This is a genomic window from Bacillus sp. OTU530 (genome assembly GCF_038440375.1).
The window spans coordinates 1-511 of record NZ_JASATP010000144.1; the positions used below are offsets into that span (position 1 = coordinate 1).

At 34.6% G+C, this 511-nt stretch carries 1 protein-coding gene; it reads left to right on the forward strand.

Annotated elements, in window-relative coordinates:
* Window positions 1–239: 239 nt before the first annotated feature.
* The coding region (locus AAHB12_RS31275) for a hypothetical protein (RefSeq protein ID WP_342048948.1) at window positions 240–511 on the forward strand (272 nt) is incomplete at its 3' end.

Consider the following 511-nt stretch of genomic DNA (forward strand, 5'->3'; position numbering starts at 1 on the left):
GATTAATACATCAATTTTTCCAAGCTCTTTAAGAAAATACTCAGCCAGTTCTTCCATTTGTTCGTAGGAGGTTGCAACAGTTGCTAAAAAATTACCAAAAGTTATTTAAAATGACTGAATCCTACATCTAAAAATACATTCAAAACAAGTTAAGTTCTCTGTTGAACTAACTTGTTTTTTTGTTAATATATACCTTATAAGAGAACATTCGTTCTTCGTAGAAGAGAGGTGAAACGGACATGTCTACAAGCAAGAAAAAAGATAGAAAGACAACCATTTTTGGTGTACTGATCAACATGACAGAACAGATGAAACAAGAAGTGAACCAATGTATGTTTGACTATAGCTTCATGTTCCGTTTCTCCTTTAAGCGTTTAGTAGAAATAGAACGAGAACATGAGTTGGATGAAGATCGTAAAAAAGCCATTCAACAATTGGAAAAAGACGTATCTTCTCGTACAGGCTATCCCATCCGTGTTGCTAAAGATGCTGTAGCGGATGCAAATGAGCT